General features: G+C 68.8%; 19 protein-coding genes. 10 read left to right on the top strand and 9 right to left on the bottom strand.

What is annotated here, in order from left to right; all coding sequences use genetic code 11:
• The 3 genes from G1H10_RS29360 to G1H10_RS29350 all read right to left on the bottom strand — a co-directional run.
• A partial coding sequence (locus G1H10_RS29360; protein ID WP_281354463.1) for a ClpX C4-type zinc finger protein occupies nt 1–349 on the bottom strand: 349 nt, incomplete at its 3' end.
• A 288-nt stretch (nt 350–637) separates the two neighbouring features.
• Entirely contained in the window at nt 638–1,306 is a 669-nt protein-coding gene (locus G1H10_RS29355; protein ID WP_163744673.1) for a pyridoxamine 5'-phosphate oxidase family protein, read from the bottom strand.
• Nucleotides 1,307–1,509: 203 nt separating this feature from the next.
• Nucleotides 1,510–1,800 (bottom strand): YrhK family protein, encoded by a 291-nt coding sequence (locus tag G1H10_RS29350; protein WP_163744672.1) that lies wholly within the window; start codon nt 1,798–1,800, stop codon nt 1,510–1,512.
• 152 nt (nt 1,801–1,952) lie between these two features.
• Between G1H10_RS29350 and G1H10_RS29345 the strand changes: the two genes are divergently transcribed.
• Both G1H10_RS29345 and G1H10_RS29340 read left to right on the top strand, forming a co-directional pair.
• Nucleotides 1,953–2,534: an SH3 domain-containing protein gene (locus G1H10_RS29345; protein ID WP_163744670.1), complete on the top strand. Its 582-nt coding sequence runs from the start codon at nt 1,953–1,955 to the stop codon at nt 2,532–2,534.
• Between the two features lie 112 nt (nt 2,535–2,646).
• On the top strand, nt 2,647–2,928 hold the full coding sequence (locus G1H10_RS29340; RefSeq protein ID WP_163744668.1) for a DUF6343 family protein: 282 nt from the start codon (nt 2,647–2,649) through the stop codon (nt 2,926–2,928).
• A 37-nt stretch (nt 2,929–2,965) separates the two neighbouring features.
• Here G1H10_RS29340 and G1H10_RS29335 read toward each other — a convergent pair whose 3' ends face one another.
• The 3 genes from G1H10_RS29335 to G1H10_RS29325 all read right to left on the bottom strand — a co-directional run bounded on the left by G1H10_RS29335 (nt 2,966) and on the right by G1H10_RS29325 (nt 5,419).
• Entirely contained in the window at nt 2,966–3,508 is a 543-nt protein-coding gene (locus G1H10_RS29335) for a hypothetical protein (RefSeq protein ID WP_163744667.1), read from the bottom strand.
• 82 nt (nt 3,509–3,590) lie between these two features.
• Nucleotides 3,591–4,256, bottom strand: a complete 666-nt coding sequence (locus tag G1H10_RS29330) for a response regulator (protein WP_163744664.1) — start codon at nt 4,254–4,256, stop codon at nt 3,591–3,593.
• Entirely contained in the window at nt 4,253–5,419 is a 1,167-nt protein-coding gene (locus G1H10_RS29325) for a sensor histidine kinase (RefSeq protein WP_163744662.1), read from the bottom strand. The genes G1H10_RS29330 and G1H10_RS29325 overlap by 4 nt, the downstream gene beginning before the upstream one ends.
• 90 nt (nt 5,420–5,509) lie before the next feature.
• On the opposite strand from G1H10_RS29325, the gene G1H10_RS29320 reads away from it, so the two are divergent.
• Nucleotides 5,510–7,018: an ATP-binding protein gene (locus G1H10_RS29320; protein WP_163744660.1), complete on the top strand. Its 1,509-nt coding sequence runs from the start codon at nt 5,510–5,512 to the stop codon at nt 7,016–7,018.
• A gap of 312 nt (nt 7,019–7,330) precedes the next feature.
• Here the strand turns inward: G1H10_RS29320 and G1H10_RS29315 are convergent, their stop codons facing one another.
• Entirely contained in the window at nt 7,331–8,299 is a 969-nt protein-coding gene (locus tag G1H10_RS29315) for a sugar-binding transcriptional regulator (RefSeq protein WP_163744659.1), read from the bottom strand.
• 169 nt (nt 8,300–8,468) lie between these two features.
• On the opposite strand from G1H10_RS29315, the gene G1H10_RS29310 reads away from it, so the two are divergent.
• The 5 genes from G1H10_RS29310 to G1H10_RS29290 all read left to right on the top strand — a co-directional run bounded on the left by G1H10_RS29310 (nt 8,469) and on the right by G1H10_RS29290 (nt 13,638).
• Complete coding sequence (locus G1H10_RS29310) at nt 8,469–9,476, top strand: zinc-dependent alcohol dehydrogenase family protein (protein ID WP_163744657.1); 1,008 nt, start codon at nt 8,469–8,471, stop codon at nt 9,474–9,476.
• Nucleotides 9,473–10,828 carry an ABC transporter substrate-binding protein gene (locus G1H10_RS29305; protein ID WP_163744655.1) on the top strand — a complete coding sequence of 452 codons (1,356 nt, stop codon included), beginning with the start codon at nt 9,473–9,475 and terminating at the stop codon, nt 10,826–10,828. The genes G1H10_RS29310 and G1H10_RS29305 overlap by 4 nt, the downstream gene beginning before the upstream one ends.
• Complete coding sequence (locus G1H10_RS29300) at nt 10,828–11,775, top strand: carbohydrate ABC transporter permease (RefSeq protein ID WP_163744653.1); 948 nt, start codon at nt 10,828–10,830, stop codon at nt 11,773–11,775. The genes G1H10_RS29305 and G1H10_RS29300 overlap by 1 nt, the downstream gene beginning before the upstream one ends.
• Nucleotides 11,775–12,644, top strand: a complete 870-nt coding sequence (locus G1H10_RS29295; protein WP_163744651.1) for a carbohydrate ABC transporter permease — start codon at nt 11,775–11,777, stop codon at nt 12,642–12,644. The genes G1H10_RS29300 and G1H10_RS29295 overlap by 1 nt, the downstream gene beginning before the upstream one ends.
• A gap of 361 nt (nt 12,645–13,005) precedes the next feature.
• Entirely contained in the window at nt 13,006–13,638 is a 633-nt protein-coding gene (locus G1H10_RS29290; RefSeq protein ID WP_163744693.1) for a DUF3159 domain-containing protein, read from the top strand.
• On the opposite strand, the gene G1H10_RS29285 is transcribed toward G1H10_RS29290, so the two are convergent.
• Nucleotides 13,635–14,441: an inositol monophosphatase family protein gene (locus G1H10_RS29285; protein WP_163744649.1), complete on the bottom strand. Its 807-nt coding sequence runs from the start codon at nt 14,439–14,441 to the stop codon at nt 13,635–13,637. The genes G1H10_RS29290 and G1H10_RS29285 overlap by 4 nt on opposite strands.
• A 97-nt stretch (nt 14,442–14,538) precedes the next feature.
• Nucleotides 14,539–15,699: a ferrochelatase gene (locus tag G1H10_RS29280; protein WP_163744647.1), complete on the bottom strand. Its 1,161-nt coding sequence runs from the start codon at nt 15,697–15,699 to the stop codon at nt 14,539–14,541.
• A gap of 171 nt (nt 15,700–15,870) precedes the next feature.
• Here G1H10_RS29280 and G1H10_RS29275 point away from each other — a divergent pair, with 171 nt between their 5' ends.
• Nucleotides 15,871–16,851 (top strand): hypothetical protein, encoded by a 981-nt coding sequence (locus G1H10_RS29275; protein ID WP_163744645.1) that lies wholly within the window; start codon nt 15,871–15,873, stop codon nt 16,849–16,851.
• Between the two features lie 36 nt (nt 16,852–16,887).
• A complete protein-coding gene (locus G1H10_RS29270) occupies nt 16,888–17,886 on the top strand; it encodes a hypothetical protein (RefSeq protein ID WP_163744643.1) in 999 nt (332 codons plus the stop codon).
• The last annotated feature ends 85 nt before the right edge of the window (nt 17,887–17,971 follow it).

Raw genomic sequence — 17,971 nt, 5'->3', positions numbered from 1 at the left:
CCTCAACAGCCTCATCCTTACCCGACGACCGAGACGCCCCCGACTGCCGCGCACGCACCCGCTTGTAATGGTTGTACACCGCAACCGACAACGCCTTCTTCGCCACCTCCTGACCGATGACGTACTGGCCCAAGAACTCGTAGATCTCACGCGGCTTCGGCAGCTCCGACAACCCACCCGTCTCCGGGTTCTCGCTGAGCTCTTCCTCGATCAGCTCGTTGCAGAGCTCGACACATTCGTCACAGATGCATATCCCGACAGGCCCGGCGATGAGCTTCCTGACCTGCTTCTGACTCTTCCCGCAGAACGAGCATGTCAGCGGTTCGCGGCCGTCGCCTAACTGCGCCATACGGTCAGTCTCCTCGATGCTCGGAGACCAGGTCTAGCGAACCAGGTCAGCATTGACATGGACCGGCACGATCGGTCCGCCCCATCCCACGACATCGTGCCGCAGTGTGGCGATCCTATCAGCGGATACGGCCCTCGAACCGCGCACGACACGGATGCCGATCAGACATGAGACGGTTGCCGATCAGACATGGGTACGACGAGACCCGGATACCGACGATACGCGGGTACCGACGAGACACCGGTACACGGAGGACACGGGCGCCGCAGCCGGGAGGCCGCGTTCCGATCAGCGCACGGCCGCCGCGGTCCTGCGATGCGGAGCCAGGCCACGGTCCTCGGCCACTCCGAAGTAGTCGCCGCCCTTCTTCCTCCGGTCGTCCGTACCCCAGTCCCGCGTCCGCGGTACCGGCACCATCCGCGGCACATGCTTCGAGCAGTGGATGTACGCCTCGTGGACGTCCACCACGACCCATCGCTCCGGCCGCCGCCCGGGAATGTCGGCATCGACGACCTGGTCCGGGTACCGGATCTGGAAATCGTCGACCGACAGCAACGCCGCGGCGCCGTTGACGTGCAGACCCACCAGGTCCCGGACGAAATCCATGAACAACAGGCCCACATGCGGGTTCTCCGAGATGTTACCCGCACTGGCCATCACCCCGTTTCCGCGATACTCCGGCCAGGCGATCGTCTTCGCGTCAAGAACCCGGACGAATCCCGCCGGCCCGGCACGGAAGGTGGCGTCACATTCGCCGTTGCTGTCCGCGGTACTGACGAAGACCATCTCCATACGCGAGACGAACTCGGACATCTCCTCATTCAGGCAATCGGCCATCTGTTCGCGGTAGAACCGATCCGCCCGATCCCGGGTACCGGACGTCTGCTGCAACTGGTGCTCTCCCGTCGATCCGGGCCGGGCGTCGTCCGGACTGTGCCCGAGCTGCGAATGTGTCATGTCGAACAACCTCCTAGCGCCCACCGCCGCTGTCCCCCACCGTCGTCCACGACCATATCCATGATCACCGACGGACGCGGCGCACGATATGGCCCATATGGCCGATATCGCTATCGCTCTCGAGCTGAGACAATATGCACCGGCACCGAACCGACGTCCACGCGATGCACCGGTGCCGACCCCGCCGCCCACACACGGACGAATCAGAAGTCGTGTGAGGCTTCCCTAGGCTGCCTGCCGCCAAGCCGCCGCAGGTGAATGAGCCGGCTGAGCCGGATGAGCGGGCGGATCAGCAGTTCGATGCTTCCGGCCAGGAAGCACCACGTTCCCGCCGTGGCCAGTTCTTCCGAGAAGTACATCGCACTGCCGACGATGAACCACACCGCGATCAGGATGTCGTTGACGATGCTCGCGGCCTCGTAGCGCCGACGGATGATCAGTTCCTCGCGACCGACGCGGATGGTCAGATCAGAGCTTTCTTCATGACCGCACATGGCACACATCCAAGCACCGCTCCCCCGCGACGACATCGCATTCGCCTGGCGGCGATTCCGGTGCAACCAGTCCGGCCCTTCGGGAGTGATACCAGTCAAGAAGCCGATGATCCGGCCGCGTCGACGTGGCCGGCAAGGTCAGGAGGTCACCCATGATCATCAGGCGTCACATCCGACAGATCGCTCTGGCGATCGGCACCGCCGCTGTGATCCCGCTGGGATTGATGGCCGCCGCCGGTCCCGCGCACGCCTCGCACGCCCCGTACGAGGGGAAAGTCACCGCGTCGACGGGTCTCAACGTACGCAGCGCACCCACCGGGTACGCCAGCAAGGTCGGTTCGCTCAAGCGAGGCACCACGGTGCGGATCCAGTGCAAGGTCTTCGGGCCGTCGGTGGCCGGCAACTCGCTGTGGTACAAGCTCGGCAACGGCAACTGGGCGACGGCCCGGTACATCGCCAACGTCGGATCCGCCCCGCGGTTCTGCGGCGACGGCAAGGAATACACCGGAAAGGTCGTCTCGCGCACGTCGCTCAACGTCCGCAGCGGCCCGCACGGCGCCAACGCGAAGGTCAGCTCCGCTCCGCGCGGCCACTCGCTCGAGCTGGTCTGCAAGGTCAACGGCCAGCGCGTCGACGGGAACCCACGCTGGTACCAGCTCGTCGGCGACGGCGGCGGGCAGTGGGTCTCCGCCCGCTACGTCTCCAACGTGGGCAGCGCTCCCCCGTATTGCTGACCCACCCGCTGGATAGGTCTATCGACATCGTCGCAGCCATTGGCTGGGCGATGTCGATAGACCACGGGCCGTGCGATCGCATAGGTCAACGGCTCGCGGGTAGCACGCCGGTATGCAGCGCTCCAGTCCGCGCCGCTGGTTCCGGCGGCCAGAGGGTCGTGGCACCGAGCCGTGGAACGCCCGATCGGTCTACCGCACGCGGATCGCCCTGGCGATGTTCGGATTCGTGGTGGCCGGCGCGGCGGCGACGGTCTTCGCCATCCGGGCGTTGAACGACGGTCGCCCGGCCGACACCGGCGCGGCCGTCGTCTTCGGCGTCATCGCATCGGTAGCGCTGATCAACGCCGTCGTCGTGGGCGTCCGCCGCCACGGCGCGAGAACCCGAGGGCGATGAGCAGACGGAATCGAGGCCGCGCCGTCGGCGATCGTGCTCAGCTCTGTTGCGCCCGTTCCAGCTGCTCATCCGAGAGCACACGGGTGTCCCGGTCGGCCGCCGAGGCGTCGCCCGGCTCGAAGTTCAGCCCTTCCATGTACGGCGCACGCTCGCCCCGGCGCACGTCGAGGAACTCCTTGGCGTAGTACTCGCGGGCCTCGGTCACGTTCTTGTGTCCGGTGACGATGTCGTGCATCAGGTTCAGCGCAAGGAAGTTGGCCTCTTCATCATGGCAGCGGGCGGTGACCTCGCCTGCCGTGCGCTCCACCACGACGCTGCCGTCGAACTGAGCGAGCGAGCTTACCTGCTCCGGAGCCACCCGGTAGTTGATGGTCGACTCCACGGAGTCGATGTGCGGCGCCGGAAAGTTGTGCTCGTAGTAGGTCTTGGAGGCGACCATCCGTTTCCACGGCCCCACGCCATGCCAGATCAGGACCGAGTCGGTCGCCTCGTGCGGTTCCCCGTACTTGTCGATGACCAGCTGCGCCGCCTCCCGCGACTGTTCCGGCCAGTCCTCCATGATCTCCGCTGCGTTCGCCATCTGCGCACACGTCCCTTCGCTCGGGTGCCACTCGTCGCAGCTGTTACCCGCGGAAGAAGCTGTTCACTCGAGGTCGACCCGGTCAGTCCAGCCAGCCCGGAGTGATCATCCCCGACTCGTACGCCTGCACCACCAACTGCGCCCGATCCCGCACCCCCAGCTTGGTCATGATCCGGCTCACGTGGGTCTTCGCCGTCGCCGGGCTGAGCACCAGCCGCTCGGCGATCTCATCGTTGGACAGGCCGCCGGCCACCAAGATCATCACCTCTCGTTCCCGCTCGGTGAGATCCCGCAGCCGCGGGTCGGGCTCGGGCGCGGCCCTGCGCTGAGCGATCTCGGCGATGAGCCGTCGCGTCACCGATGGCGCGATGAGCGCGTCCCCGCGCGCGACCACCCGGACCGCATGGATGAGTTCCAGCGGTTCGGTGTCCTTGACCATGAACCCGCTGGCCCCGGCCCGAAGCGCGCCGTAGACGTAATCGTCGAGGTCGAAGGTGGTCAGGATGACTACGCGTACGTCGGCGAGGTCGTCCGCGCCCACGATCTGTTCGGTCGCCGCCAGCCCGTCCATCTCCGGCATCCGGATGTCCATCAGCACGACGTCCGGCCGCAGCTCACGAGTGAGCCGAACCGCCTCCGCGCCGTCGGACGCCTCGCCGACGACCTCGATGCCGTCCTCGCCGTCCAGGATCGAGCCGAAACCCGCACGCACCAGCCGCTGGTCGTCGGCGATCAACACCTGAATCATCCGGCCTCCGTCTCCCCCAGCGGCAGCCGGGCACGCACCTCGAATCCTCCGCCCGGACGTGGCCCAGCATGCAGCTCACCACCGACAGAGCCGGCACGTTCGGTCATGCCGAGGATTCCGCTTCCGACGCCCGCGGAAGGCGAGGCGCCCCGTCCGTCGTCGGCGATCTCCAGCACGACCTCATCCGCGGAGTATCGGACGCGCACCGTCGTCGTGCGCGCACCGGAGTGCCGCGCCACGTTGGTCAGAGCCTCCTGCACGATCCGATAGCCTGCCAGATCGACCGCCTGCGGCAATGCCGGCGGAGGTTCACCCACGACGTGCAGCTCGACGGAGAACTCGCCGCCGCCGGCCCGGTCGACCAGATCGGCGAGCCGGGACAGCCGCGGTGCGGGAGCGGTCGGCGCCTCCTCGTCCACCTGCCGGAGCACGCCGAGCGTGGTCCGCAGCTCTTGCAGCGCCTCCTGACTGCTCTCCTTGATCGTCCCGAGTGCCGCACCGGCCTGCTCCGGATCCTTCTCCATGCGGTGCAGCGCCGCCGACGCCTGCACGTTGATCAGGGAGATCGTGTGACCGAGCGCGTCGTGCAGTTCCCGGGCGATCCGGAGCCGCTCCTCGATGGTGCGCCGGCGCACCTCTTGCTCCCGATTCCGGTCGGCCTCCGCCATCCTCCGCTCGGCCTCGAGCAGATATGCGCGGCGGTTGTAGACGGCGCCGCCGATGGCCATCACGGAGAGCAACCAGCCGGCGAAGAAGAGCACGCCAAGGTCGCCGAGGTTCTCCGCGTCGGAGCCGTACTCTCCGTAGAAGGTCGCCACCACGGCCAGCGCACCGATGAGCACACCCGCGGCGAGACGTCCCGTCGCCATCAACGTGTAGATGCCGATGGCGAACGTCACCACGATCGGGCCGTCGGTGTCCGGCGACAGCAGATACACCGACGAGGCGGCCAGCGTCACGACCGTGACCACCAGCGGATAATCCCGGCGGAAGAAGACCGCCGCGGAGGCCACGGCCATGACCAGCCAGCCCAGCGGCGAGATGTTCGCCGGATCGGCGACGGCCGGGGGCACCATCACGGTCACCGCCGTCACCGCCGTGACGAGCGCGTCGGCGACCCGTCCTCGCGGTGGCCACACACGGCTCGACACCGGTTCAGTCATGATGCGCAACAGCTTAGCCGCAGCGTGCTGCCGTTCCGAATGATCAACTCAATCTAGACAAGACCTACGGATAGCCCATTAGATGACTAAATGCTCGAGTTCGCCGCCCTGCTCCGGCAGCACCGTCTGGCGGCCGGCCTATCGCAGGAGGAACTCGCCCGGCAGGCCGGACTCAGCGGCGACGCGGTGGCAGCTCTGGAACGCGGCCGGCGCCGCAACCCACGCCCGCTGACGGTTCGGTTGCTCACCCAGGCGCTCGAGCTCACCGCCGACGAGCGGATGGCGTTCATCGCCGCGGCCCGAGGGCATCCGCCGCCGGACTCGGCGCCCGTCCAGCGCGCTCCCGTCTTCACCGCCATGCTCATCGGCCGCGAGGCCGAGCTGAAGGACAATCTGCGCCTGTTGACACGCTCCGACACCCGGTTGCTGACCCTGACCGGCGCGGGCGGCATCGGCAAGACGCGGTTGGCGATCGAGGTGTCCGCGGCGGCCGAACACGCGTTCGCCGACGGCGTGCGCTGGGCGTCGCTCGGCGGCTGCACGGATGAGGCGACGCTGTGTGCGACGGTGGCGGCCACGCTCGGCAGCACCACGCTCGCCGACCTCGGCCCCGAGACACTGGCCGAGTACCTCGACGATCGCGCACTCCTGCTGGTCCTGGACGGCTGCGAGCACATCGTCGGTGCGACCGCCCGGCTCTGCGCCACCCTGCTGCGGCTGTGCCCACGGCTGGCCGTCCTCGCCACCAGCCGGGAGGTACTGCGCGTGCCGGGCGAGAAGGTCCGCGTCGTCCCCCCGCTCACCGAGGCGGAGTCGGCCCACATGTTCACCAGCCTCGCGGCCTCCTACGGGGCACGCCCGGGCGACGCCGACATGGGCCACGTCACCCGGCTGTGCCGCAGGCTGGACGGGCTCCCGTTGGCCGTCGAGCTCGCGGCGGCCCGCGTCAACGTGCTCACGCCCGAGCAGCTGGTCACCGAGGTGGAAGGGTCATTCCGCATTCTCAGCTCGGCAAACCGGCTCGCCCCGGCCCGGCAACGCAGTCTTGATGCCTCGGTCAGGTGGAGCTACGACCTGTTGACCGCGGATGAGCAGCGCTTCTTCGCGGTGGTCTCGGTCTTCACCGGCGGCTGGACGATGGCGGCGGCTCAGACCGTGGCCGCCGGGGCCTTTCCGCGCGCCTCGTCGTCCCTGGTCCTCGACATGACGGCGCGGCTCGTGGACACGTCGTTGATCACCGTCGACCGGTCCGGCGGGGCCGCGCGGTACGACATGTTCGCGTTCGTCCGCGAGTTCGCCGCGTCCAGGCTGGATCGGACCGGGCTCCGAGACGATCTCGAGCACCGGCACCTCGCCTACTACCTGCGATGGTCCGTCCGCGCCCAGTCTGAGCTGGATTCTCCGGCCGCGGAGTCTTGGCTGGCGTCGATCGATGCCGAGGTCGGCAACCTCCGGTCCGCGTGGCGACGGGCGACGGCGCTGCGCCGCCGGGCGGATGCGACACGCCTGGCACGCACCATCGCCGCCTACTACCGGCTCCGCGGCCGGGAGCTGGAATGGCGGACCTGGGACAAGCGCGCCCACTCGTCCCACCCATGATCATCGAGTATCCGCGGGGCTATGACACCCCACATCCTCGATGATCATGGGATTCGAGCCGCGGTGGGCCTCTGGCCGGTCGCATCCGCGCCCCCCGAGTGGATGCGACCGACCAGTGGCGCACCAAGCGTTGCTGATCTTGCTTCGCCGGCCCAGCGACAGCGCCCTGACAATACCCTGACATTTCGGGCACGCCGCCCGGGGATCGTTACCATACGGCCCCGCAGCCCGCACCGGGTCTGTGCAGCGTGCGGCAGCGCGAATACCGCTTGCGCCGAGCCGCAGGCGCCCCGCGCCACGGACGGTGCGCAATCAGGCCAGCAGGGCACGCGCAAGCGCGGTGTCCACCACGAGCGTCCCGACGAAGCCTGCACGGACGGCGGCCCGGACGGCGGACGCCCGCTGCGCGCCGTACCCGGTGGCGATCACCTCGGGCGCCGCCCGCAACTGGTCGAGCGTGACCCCGACGACGCGATCATCGAACCCGCCGGCGACATCGCGGCCATCGGCGTCGAACAGGCGGCCGCTGCACTCGCCGACAGCACCTTGCGCCGTCCCCGCGGTCCGCTCGTCGTCGGTGACCGCGTCCCAGACCGTCGACAGGCCCTCCGCCCACGCACCGATCGAGACGACAGCCAGGTCCAGTTGGTCGGCGCGAGCCAGCGCGCGAGCGATCTCCGGCTGCCGGCGCAGCGCCGCGGCGGTCGCGGCGTCCTCCACGACCAGCGGCGCGTAGATCGGGAACGCCTCGCCGCCGGAGACCGCGGCGACCGAGCGCACCACCTCCACCGTTCCCGACGACGAGCCGCGCACCGCCAGTGAGCCGGCCAGCTGTACCACCGTGCACGGCACCAGCCGCTCCAGCTTCTCCACCATCGCCGCGATCGTCCGGCTCCAGGTCAGGCCGATCACCTGACCCGTCTGCACCTGCTCGGTCAACACGCCGGCCACCGCCGCACCGACCTCCTCACGAACCGCCGTGTCCGCCCCTTCCGGAGCGTCCACCACGATGGCCCGGCGCACGCCCAAGGCCTCGTGGACCGCGAGGGACGCCGCGTCGTCGATATGTCCGGGCAGCACGATCTCGACCCGGACCCACCCCTGTGCACGTGCGTCACTGATGATCCGGGCCACCTGGAAGCGCGAGAGGCCGAACTCGTCGGCGATCTCGATCTTCGACCGGCCGTCGACGTAGTGCCGGCGCGCAACCGCACCCGCCAGGACCAGTTCGGACGGACCGTGCGGCCGGCCCTGCTTCGGCGGCCTTCCCCGTTGCGCCACTCCTGTCCTCTTTCCCTCCGCTTTGCGGCCGATCTTCGCATACCGGGCGGCCGCGCGGGGCCGCCCACTCTTGACGGCCCCATGTGTCGCACGTTACAAGTAAGAGACACATATGAGCAAATATTTCGCTCATACGAGCACCAGTAGTCTCTACAGCGCTGGAGGTCCCATGAGGGCGGTCGTCATCTCCAAACCGGGTTCGTTGTCGGTCGAAGACGTTCCCGAACCGGTTCCGGGGCCGGGCGACGTGGTCGTCGACGTCGGCGCATGCGGCATCTGCGGCACCGATCTGCACATCGTGGACGGTGAGTTCCCGCCGAGCCCGTACCCACTGGTCCCCGGGCACGAGTTCGCCGGGACGGTCAGTGCCGTCGGCGACGCCGTGACCACCGGCATCGCCGTCGGTGACCGGGTCGCCGTCGATCCCTCGCTGTTCTGCGGACACTGCCGGCAATGTCGCCGGGGCCGCGGCAACCTCTGCGAGAACTGGGGCGCCACCGGAGACACCGTGGACGGCGCCTTCGCCGAACGGGTCGCCGTCCCGGCGGCCACCTGCTACCCGCTTGCCGCCCACCTCAGCTTCGCCGAAGGCGCCCTCGTCGAACCGGTCTCCTGTGCGGTGCACGGCGTGCGCCGGCTCGGCGTCGACGTCGGCGAACGCATCCTGGTGGTCGGAGCCGGAACGATGGGGCTGATCATGCTCCAGCTGCTGGTCGCCGCGGGGGCACGGGTCAGCGTGGTGGACCGGGTCGCGGGGAAGCTGCCCATGGCGGAGCGTCTCGGCGCCGCAGAGGTCGCCACCAGCGTCGACGACCTGCCACGACGCGCCTTCGATGCCGCCGTCGACGTCACCGGCGCGCCGCCCGCGATCGAGGACGCGTTCCGCTCACTCGACCGCGGCGGACGGATCGAGATCTTCGGCGTCGCCGCCGAGGACGCGATGGTGCGGCTCTCCCCGTTCCGGATCTACAACGACGAGATCACCGTGGTCGGGTCGATGGCGGTGCTCCACAGTTACGGCGCGGCGCTGGACCTCGTCGCCGAACGGCAAGTGGACCTCGCGCCGCTGGTATCGCACACGCTCGGTCTCGAGGACTTCGAGCACGCGCTGGACCTGGTCCGCACTGGGCAGACCGTCAAGGCCCAGATCGTCCCGGCGGAGGGAGAGCACCGATGAGCAGGCGACGCGCGACACCGGCCGCCCTGCTGACGGCGGTACTCGCCACCACAACCGCCTGTGCCGGCTTCGGCGGCGCCTCCGGTTCGTCCGGGCAGACGTCGATCGTCGTCGCCGTGGTCTCCAACCCGCAGATGACCGACGCGATCTCGCTGGCCGACGACTTCCGGGAAGCGCACCCGGACATCGACGTGCAGTTCGTCTCGCTGCCGGAGAACGAGTCCCGGGCGAAGATCACCGCATCGGTCGCCACCGGCGGCGGCGAGTTCGACGTGGTCATGGTCAGCAACTACGAGACCGCCATGTGGGCGGAGAACGGCTGGCTGGTGAACCTGCAGCCGTATGCCGACGCCACCGAGGGCTACGACACCGGCGACTTCATCGAGCCGGTCCGCGAGTCACTGTCGTACCAGGGCGACATGTACTCGGTGCCGTTCTACGGCGAGTCGTCGTTCCTGGTCTACCGGGAGGACCTGTTCGACGAGGCCGGGCTCACCATGCCGGAGCAGCCCACCTGGTCCGACGTGCGCGAACTCGCCGCCGCCATCGAGCAGGCACATCCCGGCATGACCGGCATCTGCCTGCGCGGACTGGCCGGCTGGGGCGAGAATCTGGCCCCGCTGAACACGGTGATCAACACGTTCGGCGGCCAGTGGTTCGACGAGAGCTGGGACGCCCACCTGACGTCGCCGGACGTGCGCGAGGCCGTGCAGTTCTACGTCGACCTGGTCCGCGACCACGGCCAGGCCGGCGCAGCCACCAGCGGATTCGCGGACTGCGCCACCCGATACGGGCAGGGCCGCGCGGCTATGTGGTACGACGCGACGTCCATGGTCAACGTCGTCGAGAGCCCGAACGACTCGGTCACCGCCGGTCTTAACGGGTACGCCCCGGCGCCGGTGGTCGAGACCGACGCCAGCGGCTGGCTGTACACCTGGTCGCTCGGGATCCCGGCGTCATCGGAGCACCCGGATGAGGCGTGGGAGTTCGTCTCCTGGATGACCGGTCCGGACTACGCGCGCCTGGTGGGCGAGGAACTCGGCTGGGAACGCGTCCCGCCCGGCAGCCGTCGCTCGACCTACGAGATCCCCGAATACGCGGAGGTCGCCGCCGAGTACGCCGATCCGACGCTGGACTCGATGGAGGCTGCCAGCCAGGACAACGTCATGGTCAACCCGGTGCCCTACGACGGCATCCAGTTCCTCGCCATCCCCGAGTTCCAGGACCTGGGCACCCGGGTCGGTCAACAGATCTCGGCCGCCGTCGCCGGTCAGATCAGCGTCGATAGCGCCCTCGAACAGTCGCAACGCTACGCCGAGACAGTCGGCGAGTCCTATCAGGAGGCAGGCTGATGAGTACCGATGTCGCCATCTCTCCGGCCACCGCCGCACCACCCGGACGCCCGCCCACGGATGCCACCGCGGCGGCCCGGCGGGAGCGCTGGAAGCGCCGCGCTCCCCTGCTCCCGGCGCTGATCTTCGCCATCATCGCCACCCAGATCCCGTTCCTGGTCACCGTCTGGTACTCACTGAACTCCTGGAACCTGGTCCGGCCCGGCTCGGAGCGGTTCGTCGGACTCTCCAACTACGCCGACGTCTTCGCCGACCGGGTGTTCCGCGAGGCCGCGCTGAACACCATCGTCATCACCGGCGGCTGCGTCGTCGTCTCGATGATCTTCGGCATCGCGCTGGCCGTCCTGCTCGACCGGCAGTTCTTCGGCCGTTCGGTGGTGCGGACGATGATCATCACGCCGTTCCTGATCATGCCGGTGGCCAGTGCGCTGCTGTGGAAGACCACCATGTTCGACCCGCTGTTCGGCCTGGTCAACTTCGCGTTGTCGCCGTTCGGCGTGGAGACCTTCGACTGGACCAGCTCCGCGCCGGTGTTCTCCATCGTCACCGCTCTGGTCTGGCAGTGGACGCCGTTCATGACGCTGCTGGTGCTGGCCGGGCTGCAGAGCCAGGGCAAGGACGTGCTGGAGGCCGGCCAGGTGGACGGTGCCGGACCGGTGCGGATGTTCCGCTCCATCACCCTTCCGCACCTGCGGCGCTACATCGAACTGGGGGTGCTGCTGGGCGCGATCTACGTGGTCAACACCTTCGACCAGATCTACATCATGACGCAGGGAGGGCCGGGCACCGCCAGCGCCAACCTGCCCTTCTACATCTACCAGCGCGCCTTCCTCGGGTTCGACGTCGGCCAGGCGGCGGCCATGGGCGTGGTCGTCGTCATCGGCACGATCGTCGTCGCCACCCTCGCGCTGCGGCTGCTGTTCCGGACCTTCGCTGAGGAGAACTGATGGCTACCGTCGACATCGCCGCCGCAGGCACCGCAGACTCCGCGCCCGCCGCCCCTCCGCGCCGCCGCGGATCCGGACTCATCACCTCGGCCACCTGGCTCATCGGCGTGTTCTTCTTCTTCCCGGTGGCATGGATGGTCATCACGGCGTTCAAACACGAGGCGGACGCGACCACCGATCCGCCGCGGCTCATCTTCGAACCGACGCTGGAGCAGTTCCGCAACCTGTTCGACGCCGGCGCCGGGCCGTACTTCCTGAACTCGCTGATGGCGACGGGCGTCTCCACCCTGCTGGTGCTCGCGCTGGCGGTGCCCGCGGCGTACGCGCTCGCGATCCGGCCGGTGAAACGCACCCAGGACGTGTTGTTCTTCTTCATCTCCACCAAGATGCTGCCCGTGGTGGCGGTGATCGTCCCGATCTACGTCATCGCCGGGCGGGTCAACATGCTGGACAACGTGTGGACGCTGATCGTCCTCTACACCGCCATGAACCTGCCGATCGCGGTCTGGATGATGCGCTCGTTCCTGCAGGAGATCCCGCGCGAGGTGCTGGAGGCGTCGGAGATGGACGGCGCGACGCTGCGCCAGACGCTGACGCAGGTGCTGCTGCCGATGGTGGCGCCCGGGCTGGCCGCCACCGCGCTGATCTGCGTGATCTTCTCCTGGAACGAGTTCTTCTTCGCGGTCAACCTCACCGCGTCGACCGCGGCCACCGTGCCGCTGTTCCTGGTCGGATTCATGACCAGCGAAGGTCTGTTCTGGGCGCAGATGGCCGCCGCGGCCACCCTGGCGTCGCTACCCGTCGTCCTGGCCGGCTGGGCAGCACAGAAGCAACTCGTCCGCGGGCTGTCCATGGGCGCCATCAAGTAGCTCGGTGATACCCCCGGCCGGGGATATCACCACTCGTAATCCATGTCACCACTCGTAATCCATGTCACCACCCGTAACGCCAAACAGCGGGATTGCTGCTCTTTGCGATACGGACGGTGACATGGGTTACGCACGGTGACAAGAAGGTGATCTCCGCGGTCTCCGTGGGCAGCGGATACTGCGCCTCGGGGCCCCGTAGACTGTCGGTATCACCATGCGAGAGCCACCTGCCCGGTGCCAGCCCGACGGAGCGGCCCGGGAACACGCTACGACCGGCGGCCACATGCGACCGCGCCCGGACGATCACACAGATCGGACAGACGACCACGAGGACGCCACGGGGACGACGGGCGCCCCCGCGATGAAGGATGCGCGCTCAGCCGAGTCGCTCGTGATGCTGCTCGGCGGACGGACCGGCGCCATCGACGCGACCGTCCCGCCGGTGGTGTTCGTGGCGGTCTGGCTGGCCTCCGGCGAGTCGGTGCCCGCCGGTGTCGTCGGCGCGCTGATCGCCGCCGCTGCCGTCGCCGGATGGCGGCTTCGCCGCGGTACGCCTCCACGAGCGGCGCTGGTCGGCGTCCTCTCGGTCGCCGTCGCCGCGCTGATCGTGTTGCGCACCGGGCGTGCGGCGGACTTCTTCCTGGTCCAGCTCGCCTCCAACGCCGCGAGCGCACTGGCGTGGGCCGTCAGCATCGCCGTCCGCTGGCCGCTGCTGGGCGTCGTCGTCGGAACGGTCTTGGGCCAGCGGACCCGGTGGCGCCGCGACCCCGCTCTGCTGCGGGCGTACAGCCGCGGCAGCTGGGTCTGGGTGCTGCAGTACGTGATCAGAGTGGCCGTGTTCGCGCCGCTCTGGATGGCCGATCAGGCGCTGGCCTTGGGAGGCGCCCGGGTGGCGCTCAGCTGGCCGCTGGTGGCCGCCTGCCTGGCCGTCTCGTGGTGGGTGGTGCGACGGTCACTGCCGCCGGACCACCCCGGACTCCGGCATCCCCGCTAGTCCCGGTCGGCGCCCAGCCGCTCCAGCAGTGCGCGCAGGTCGTCCGCGATGGCGGGGGACGCCGCCAGCGTCATCGAATCGCTCGGTGGCTGCCCGTGCAACCCGCCCACGAACGCTCCGGCCTCCTCGGCGATGAGCGCCCCGGCGGCGCGGTCCCACGGATTGAGGCCGCGCTCGTAGTAGGCGTCCAACCGGCCGCTCGCCACCGCACACAGGTCCAGCGCCGCAGAGCCGGCCCGCCGGATGTCGCGCACCACCGGAACCAGGTCCGCCACCACCGCCGCCTGGCGTGCCCGCCGGCTCGCGTCGTAGCCGAAACCGGTGCCGACCAGCGCCAATGACAGATCGGCGCAGCCGCTCACCGCGATCGGCTCGGCGTTCAGCTGCGCGCCGGCGCCCCGGATCGCCGTCCAGGTCTCCTCGGTCGCCGGGTTGTACACCACGCCGCCCTCGACCACGCCGCTGACCTGCAAGGCGATGGAGACCGCATACTGCGGGATGCCGTAGAGGTAGTTCACCGTCCCGTCGATCGGGTCGACGATCCAGACCACGCCGGACTCGCCGTCGCTGTGCCCGCCCTCCTCGCCGTGCACCGCGTCGCCTGGGCGGGCGGCCAGCAGCCGCTCCCGGATCAACTGCTCGGCAGCGGTGTCGGACTCGGTCACCACGTCGGTCGGGGTGGACTTGGTGGCGGCGACGGTCATCCGCTCCACCGCGCGTCGCCGGTCGCGGGCCAGCGCACCCGCCTCCCGAGCCGCGCTGACAGCCAGATCCACCAAGCTCTTCACATCGATGTCCTGCACACGCTCTCCTTCTCCGAATGATCATGTGAAGTGGGTTTTCTCGTGCCGTACCAGGTCTGCAGGCCTGGTACGGCACGAGAAAACATGGGTAACATGATCATTTAGGGTCGCCGCTCGGGTTGGGTGGCTCGTCTTCGCCGCACAAGGCCGGCCGCTCGCCGCGGAGGTTCGGGCAGCAGCCCACCGGGCAGACATCGCGGGCCGGACCGGGTGCGCCGATGCTCGCCCGGGTGACGTTCTCGCCCCGTTCGACGGCGGCACGCTCCAGCAACAGATCGACCACGGCGGCGATGAAGTCCGGGTGTGTGCCGGCGGTCGCCGCTCGGGCCGCCTCCAGCCCCAGCGACTTCGCCGTCTGCATCGCCTCCGTGTCCAGGTCGTAGGCGACCTCCATGTGATCGGACAGGAAGCCGATCGGGGCCATCACCACCGAGCCGGCACCGCGTTCGGCCAGCGCCTCCAGGTGGTCGTTGACGTCCGGCTCCAGCCATGGCATCTCCGGCGGACCGCTCCGGGAGCAGTACACGAGGTCGTGTTCGTACGCGACGCCGGTGCGCTCGGCGACCTGAGCCGCGACGGCACGCGCCACCGCCTCGTGCTGGGCGACGTACGCCCCACCGACCGGCCCAGACGTCTCCGCCATGGTCACCGGGATGGAATGGGTGACGAACACCAGCCGAGCGTTCCGCGCGCCTTCGCTGGACAGTTCGCCGAGCGCGCCGACGACGCCGTCCGCATTGGCCGAGATGAAACCCGGGTGGTCGAAGCAGTGCCGGAGCCGGTCGATCCGCGGCGCGCGCGGCCCCACCTCGGCCACCGCGTCGGCCACATTCTCCCGGTACTGGCGGCAGCCCGAGTACGAGTCATAGGCGCTGGTGATGAAGGTCGCGACCCGGGTGACGCCGTCGTCGGCCATCCGCTTCAGCTCGTCGGCCAGGTAGGGGTGCCAGTTCCGGTTGCCCCAGTATACCGGGATCGACAGCCCCGCCTCCGCCAGCTCGTGCTCGAGTCCGGCGATCAGGGCGCGGTTCTGGTCGTTGATCGGGCTCTTGCCGCCGAACGCGCGGTAGTGCTCGCCGACCTCTTCCAAGCGCTCGCGCGGGATACCCTTACCTCGGGTCACGTTTTCCAGGAACGGTATGACGTCGTCCTGACCCTCGGGCCCGCCGAACGAGAGCACCAGCACAGCGTCGTACGGAGCCAGCCGAGGATCCGCGGATTCCGAACTACTCACCCTCTGATCCTCCCAAGCGCGCATTCCGACCGTGTACCCAGGGGGTCATCCGGCCACCCATGGAAGCGCATCACGCGCGGCCCTGCCGTCGGTGGACACGTGATCGACGGACGACACGGTCCTGATCGACGAACGACACGGTCCTGATTGACTGGTGGGCCCCGGATCCGGACGATTCGCCTTCGAGGAGTCTTCATGCGCAGGCTGCCCGCTCTCGCCTTGCCGCTGGTCCTGACGAGTGTCGTCGCATGCGGAGGTGACGCCATGCCCGGCGCCGACGACGTGCAGGTCGGTGATGCCCCGCAGAGTTGCGACGACGGCACGGAGCTCGTCGTCACCGATGCCGGCGCCCCGCCGCGGCAGATCATGGCGGCATCCCCTGCCGTGGGCGCCAGCGAAGCGTTCGACCTACGGGTCGAGATGGGCATCGATGCCACGATCGACGGACAGTCGATGCCGGGCCCCGTCCTCACGATGTCCATCGGCCTCGTGACGACCGTCGAACACGTCGACGACGAGGAGATCGGGATGACATACGTCTTCGACCACGCTTATGCCGACGATGCCGATATGGACGAGACCCTGCAGCGCCTCACCGGGGTGTCCGGAATGGTGCGGACTACTCGCACCGGGCAGTTCATCCGCTCCGAGCTGGACCTCGCCGGGATCGACCCGACACTGGGCGAGTCGACCGGAGCCAGCCTCGACGACCAGCTGCGCGACATGATGGCGCCGTTCCCGCCGACGCCCGTCGGCGTGGGCTCCGCATGGGTGATCCCTGAGCTGGCGGAGGACGAGGACATCGCCAGCTGCAACATCCACACCTATCGGCTCGAGTCTTTCGATGGAGAGGCGTACGAGCTCGCTATCGAGTCCACGTTCCTGATCCAGCCATCCACGTTCGACGACGCCGGAATGACGTTCAAGGTGGTCGACGGCCTGGGCTCCAGCACGGTGATGTTGACCGGCTCCCTCGATTCTCCGGCATACGGGCACGGGACGGCGGTGGGTGAGACGCGCATGGAGATGGAGGTCGAGCGGTACGGAACGGTCCACGAGCAGGTGCTCGACACCCACATCGAGATGGAGCTCACGCCGCGTGCGGACGGCGACGCGACGCGTCCGCACGACGCGACACCGCCACCGGGTCCGCCCGTCGATCCGCTCGTATGGTGAGAGGATCACACCGTCAAGAACGCCTGGAGCACTTTGATGCGTCGTACCGTCCTACCGGCTTGCGCTGCCTTCCTCGCCCTGATGTTCGCGGCATGCAGCGACGACGACGGTGGCGGCGGCGGTGACGGCGGCCGCGATGCCGGCGACGGCGGCGATGCCGGCGACGGCTCGGCGGCCGCCGACGGCGAGTGTCCGGACGTGCCCCAGATCACGCTGCAGGACGCCGGGGACGAACCCCGCGAAGCCGTGCAGCTCTCCCCCACCCCGGGCGACAGCATGGTGCTTCAGACCTCGATCTCCGCTGACAGCACGCACCTCATCGACGGCGAGGAGCAGAGTGTCGTCGACCCGCCGGATATGTCATTCGCGCTGGAACTGACGGTCGAGGACGTCGACGACGAGCACATCGCGACGTCGTTCGTGTTCACCGACGCCACACCCACGGCCGGATCGCACGTCGCGATGGAGGATGCGATCCGCGGCATGGCCGGTCTCGAGGGCACACTCACCACCACCCGGGCCGGCGCATTGCTCGACGTGGAGATCGCCGACCGCTCCACGCTGGAGAGCGGCGACGGGCACGAGGTCCCGACGGTGCTGAGCCAGATCGACTGGCAGCTCACCGAGATGCCGATCCCGTTCCCCGAGGGCGAGGTAGGCGTGGGTGCCGAATGGTCGACGTTCGGGCCGCTAGACCCGTCGGACACCGAGCGCTGCGTCGAGGTCGGCTACACGCTCACCTCCCGCGACGGCGACACCTACGCGGTCGAGGCCGACTGGCACCGGGACGACACCACGGACGGCTACTCCACAGAGGCCACAGAGGACGGCGCCGACGCCGACGCCTTCGAGGTGCTGAGCGAGACGATGAGCACCTCTACCGTCAGCACCGGGCGGCTGGACTTCCCGGTCCCGGTCTCGTCGTCCACCGAGGCGGTGTACGCATCGGTGCTCGAGGTCGAGCAGGACGACGGGACGCGCGCGGCCGAAGAGTGGACGAGCCGCTACACCATGGGCTTCGAGCCGCCCGAATGACGCCACGCGCGGACTGTCCCGCGTGGCCGTTCTCGGATACGCTCACATGGTTCGGGAGAGATCTTGACAAACACGCCGCGGACTC

Origin of the sequence: Phytoactinopolyspora halotolerans, from assembly GCF_010550675.1 — a bacterium.
Lineage (GTDB): Bacteria > Actinomycetota > Actinomycetes > Jiangellales > Jiangellaceae > Phytoactinopolyspora > Phytoactinopolyspora halotolerans.
This window is presented reverse-complemented; position numbering and strand designations above follow the sequence as displayed.

Coding starts and splice junctions, on each gene's coding strand:
- G1H10_RS29325 (WP_163744662.1), bottom strand. CDS start 5,419: ATGACTGAACCGGTGTCGAGCCGTGTGTGGCCACCGCGAGGACGGGTC.
- G1H10_RS29330 (WP_163744664.1), bottom strand. CDS start 4,256: ATGATTCAGGTGTTGATCGCCGACGACCAGCGGCTGGTGCGTGCGGGT.
- G1H10_RS29340 (WP_163744668.1), top strand. CDS start 2,647: ATGCAGCGCTCCAGTCCGCGCCGCTGGTTCCGGCGGCCAGAGGGTCGT.
- G1H10_RS29300 (WP_163744653.1), top strand. CDS start 10,828: ATGAGTACCGATGTCGCCATCTCTCCGGCCACCGCCGCACCACCCGGA.
- G1H10_RS29350 (WP_163744672.1), bottom strand. CDS start 1,800: ATGTGCGGTCATGAAGAAAGCTCTGATCTGACCATCCGCGTCGGTCGC.
- G1H10_RS29310 (WP_163744657.1), top strand. CDS start 8,469: ATGAGGGCGGTCGTCATCTCCAAACCGGGTTCGTTGTCGGTCGAAGAC.
- G1H10_RS29290 (WP_163744693.1), top strand. CDS start 13,006: ATGAAGGATGCGCGCTCAGCCGAGTCGCTCGTGATGCTGCTCGGCGGA.
- G1H10_RS29295 (WP_163744651.1), top strand. CDS start 11,775: ATGGCTACCGTCGACATCGCCGCCGCAGGCACCGCAGACTCCGCGCCC.
- G1H10_RS29270 (WP_163744643.1), top strand. CDS start 16,888: ATGCGTCGTACCGTCCTACCGGCTTGCGCTGCCTTCCTCGCCCTGATG.
- G1H10_RS29320 (WP_163744660.1), top strand. CDS start 5,510: ATGCTCGAGTTCGCCGCCCTGCTCCGGCAGCACCGTCTGGCGGCCGGC.
- G1H10_RS29355 (WP_163744673.1), bottom strand. CDS start 1,306: ATGACACATTCGCAGCTCGGGCACAGTCCGGACGACGCCCGGCCCGGA.
- G1H10_RS29335 (WP_163744667.1), bottom strand. CDS start 3,508: ATGGCGAACGCAGCGGAGATCATGGAGGACTGGCCGGAACAGTCGCGG.
- G1H10_RS29305 (WP_163744655.1), top strand. CDS start 9,473: ATGAGCAGGCGACGCGCGACACCGGCCGCCCTGCTGACGGCGGTACTC.
- G1H10_RS29280 (WP_163744647.1), bottom strand. CDS start 15,699: ATGCGCGCTTGGGAGGATCAGAGGGTGAGTAGTTCGGAATCCGCGGAT.
- G1H10_RS29275 (WP_163744645.1), top strand. CDS start 15,871: ATGCGCAGGCTGCCCGCTCTCGCCTTGCCGCTGGTCCTGACGAGTGTC.
- G1H10_RS29345 (WP_163744670.1), top strand. CDS start 1,953: ATGATCATCAGGCGTCACATCCGACAGATCGCTCTGGCGATCGGCACC.